Origin of the sequence: Salmonella sp. K21076 (assembly GCF_039650795.1) — a bacterium.
Classification (GTDB): Bacteria; Pseudomonadota; Gammaproteobacteria; order Enterobacterales; family Enterobacteriaceae; genus Salmonella; species Salmonella enterica.
The window spans coordinates 1-2989 of sequence record NZ_JBCLYA010000036.1 but is presented as its reverse complement, the minus strand read 5'-3'; the positions used below and the strand labels follow the sequence as shown (position 1 = coordinate 2989).

The window sequence follows — 2989 nt, the reverse complement described above, 5'->3', positions numbered from 1 at the left end:
TTTCTGTTCCTGCTGATCTTTGCCATTCGCGGTATGTCTGCCGTGATTACTCGCTTCTTCCCGGAACCCGTCGCCGCGCCCGCACCGCGCGCCGTTCCCGCCGTGGACGACTTCACCCGCTTAAAGCCGGTGATTGCCGCCGCCATTCACCATCACCGCCTTAACGCTTAATTCCCGGAGGGATCCATGACTATTGCCATTACCGACGTCGTCCTGCGTGACGCCCACCAGTCTCTGTTCGCCACCCGCCTGCGCCTTGACGATATGCTGCCGATTGCCGCTCAGCTCGACGACGTGGGCTACGGCTCGCTGGAGTGCTGGGGCGGCGCCACCTTTGACGCCTGTATTCGTTTTCTCGGCGAAGACCCGTGGCTGCGCCTGCGCGAACTCAAAAAAGCCATGCCCAAAACCCCGCTGCAGATGCTGCTGCGCGGCCAGAACCTGCTCGGCTACCGCCACTACGCCGATGATGTGGTGGAGCGCTTCGTTGAACGCGCGGTGAAAAACGGCATGGATGTGTTCCGCGTCTTCGATGCCATGAACGACCCGCGCAATATGAAAGCCGCCCTGCAGGCGGTGCGCAGCCACGGCGCGCACGCCCAGGGGACGCTCTCCTACACCACCAGCCCGGCGCACACCCTGCAGACCTGGCTGGACCTGACCGAACAGTTGTTAGAGACCGGCGTTGACTCGATTGCCATCAAGGATATGTCCGGCATTCTCACGCCGATGGCCGCTTTTGAGCTGGTGAGCGAAATCAAAAAACGTTTTGAGGTGCGCCTGCACCTGCACTGTCACGCCACCACCGGGATGGCGGAGATGGCCCTGCTGAAGGCTATCGAGGCGGGTGTTGACGGCGTGGACACGGCGATTTCGTCCATGAGCGCCACCTACGGCCACCCGGCCACCGAGGCGCTGGTGGCGACGTTGGCAGGTACTGAGCACGACACCGGGCTGGATATCCTGAAGCTGGAAAATATCGCCGCGTACTTCCGCGAGGTGCGCAAAAAGTACCATGCCTTTGAAGGCCAGCTGAAAGGCTACGACAGCCGTATTCTGGTGGCGCAGGTACCGGGCGGGATGCTGACCAACCTCGAAAGCCAGCTGAAGCAGCAGAACGCGGCGGACAGGCTGGACCAGGTGCTGGCGGAAATCCCCCGCGTGCGCGAGGACCTCGGCTTTATCCCGCTGGTCACCCCGACCTCGCAGATTGTCGGCACCCAGGCGGTGCTCAACGTCCTGACCGGCGAACGCTACAAAACCATCGCGAAGGAAACCGCCGGCATTCTGAAAGGCGAATACGGCCACACCCCGGTGCCGGTTAACGCCGCGTTACAGGCCCGCGTGCTGGAAGGGAGCGCTCCGGTGACCTGCCGCCCGGCGGACCTGCTGAAGCCGGAGCTGGCTGAACTGGAAGCGGACGTCAGGCGCCAGGCGCAGGAGAAGGGGATTACTCTGGCGGGAAACGCCATCGACGACGTGCTCACCGTGGCGCTGTTCCCGCAAATCGGCCTCAAATTCCTTGAGAACCGCCATAACCCGGCGGCGTTTGAGCCACTGCCGCAGGCGGAAGCCGCGCAGCCGGTGGCAAAAGCAGAGAAGCCTGCCGCCTCCGGTATCTACACCGTGGAAGTGGAAGGCAAAGCCTTTGTGGTGAGGGTCAGCGACGGCGGCGATATCAGCCAGCTTACTACGGCTGTTCCGGCGGCCTCTTCCGCACCGGTTCAGGCTGCCGCCCCGGCAGGCGCCGGCACCCCGGTCACCGCGCCGCTGGCGGGCAACATCTGGAAGGTGATTGCCACCGAAGGCCAGAGCGTGGCCGAAGGCGACGTGCTGCTGATTCTGGAAGCCATGAAGATGGAAACCGAAATCCGCGCCGCGCAGGCCGGCACCGTCCGCGGTATCGCGGTGAAGTCCGGGGACGCCGTCTCCGTGGGCGACACCCTGATGACGCTGGCGTAACGGAGAACTGAAATGGAAAGTCTGAACGCCCTGCTTCAGGGCATGGGGCTGATGCACCTTGGCGCGGGCCAGGCCATCATGCTGCTGGTCAGCCTGCTGTTGCTGTGGCTGGCGATAGCGAAAAAGTTCGAACCGTTACTGCTGCTGCCGATAGGCTTCGGCGGCCTGCTCTCCAACATCCCGGAAGCGGGCATGGCGCTGACCGCGCTGGAGAGCCTGCTGGCCCATCACGACGCCGGGCAGCTGGCGGTGATTGCCGCGAAGCTCAACTGCGCGCCGGACGTGCACGCCATCAAGGAAGCGCTGGCGCTGGCCCTGCCGTCAGTCCAGAACCAGATGGAAAATCTGGCGGTGGACATGGGCTACACGCCGGGGGTGCTGGCGCTGTTCTATAAAGTGGCGATTGGCTCCGGCGTCGCGCCGCTGGTCATCTTTATGGGCGTCGGCGCGATGACCGACTTCGGCCCGCTGCTGGCCAATCCGCGCACCCTGCTGCTGGGGGCGGCGGCACAGTTCGGCATCTTCGCCACCGTACTGGGGGCGCTGACGCTGAACTACTTCGGCCTGATTGCCTTCACCCTGCCGCAGGCGGCGGCCATCGGCATTATCGGCGGCGCGGACGGCCCGACGGCGATTTATCTGTCGGGCAAGCTGGCACCGGAGCTGCTGGGGGCCATTGCGGTGGCGGCCTACTCGTATATGGCGCTGGTGCCGTTAATCCAGCCGCCGATTATGCGCGCGCTGACCAGCGAGAAAGAGCGCAAAATCCGCATGGTGCAGCTGCGCACGGTGAGTAAGCGGGAAAAAATCCTCTTTCCGGTGGTGCTGTTACTGCTGGTGGCCCTGCTGCTGCCGGACGCCGCGCCGCTGCTGGGGATGTTCTGCTTCGGCAATCTGATGCGTGAAAGCGGGGTGGTGGAGCGTCTGAGCGACACGGTGCAGAACGGTCTGATTAATATCGTGACCATTTTCCTCGGGCTGTCGGTGGGCGCGAAGCTGGTCGCGGATAAGTTCCTGCAGCCGCAGA

At 63.9% G+C, this 2989-nt stretch carries 3 protein-coding genes; all 3 read left to right on the top strand.

The features are described 5' to 3' along the window. Nucleotides 1–171: oxaloacetate decarboxylase subunit gamma (locus AAYN39_RS10670; protein ID WP_000396853.1), on the top strand; the 171-nt coding region annotated here is incomplete at its 5' end. Nucleotides 172–186: 15 nt separating this feature from the next. Continuing rightward, on the top strand, nucleotides 187–1962 hold the full coding sequence (oadA, locus tag AAYN39_RS10665; RefSeq protein WP_000150450.1) for a sodium-extruding oxaloacetate decarboxylase subunit alpha: 1776 nt from the start codon (nucleotides 187–189) through the stop codon (nucleotides 1960–1962). A gap of 12 nt (nucleotides 1963–1974) precedes the next feature. Beyond that, the coding region (locus tag AAYN39_RS10660) for a sodium ion-translocating decarboxylase subunit beta (RefSeq protein ID WP_057509449.1) at nucleotides 1975–2989 on the top strand (1015 nt) is incomplete at its 3' end.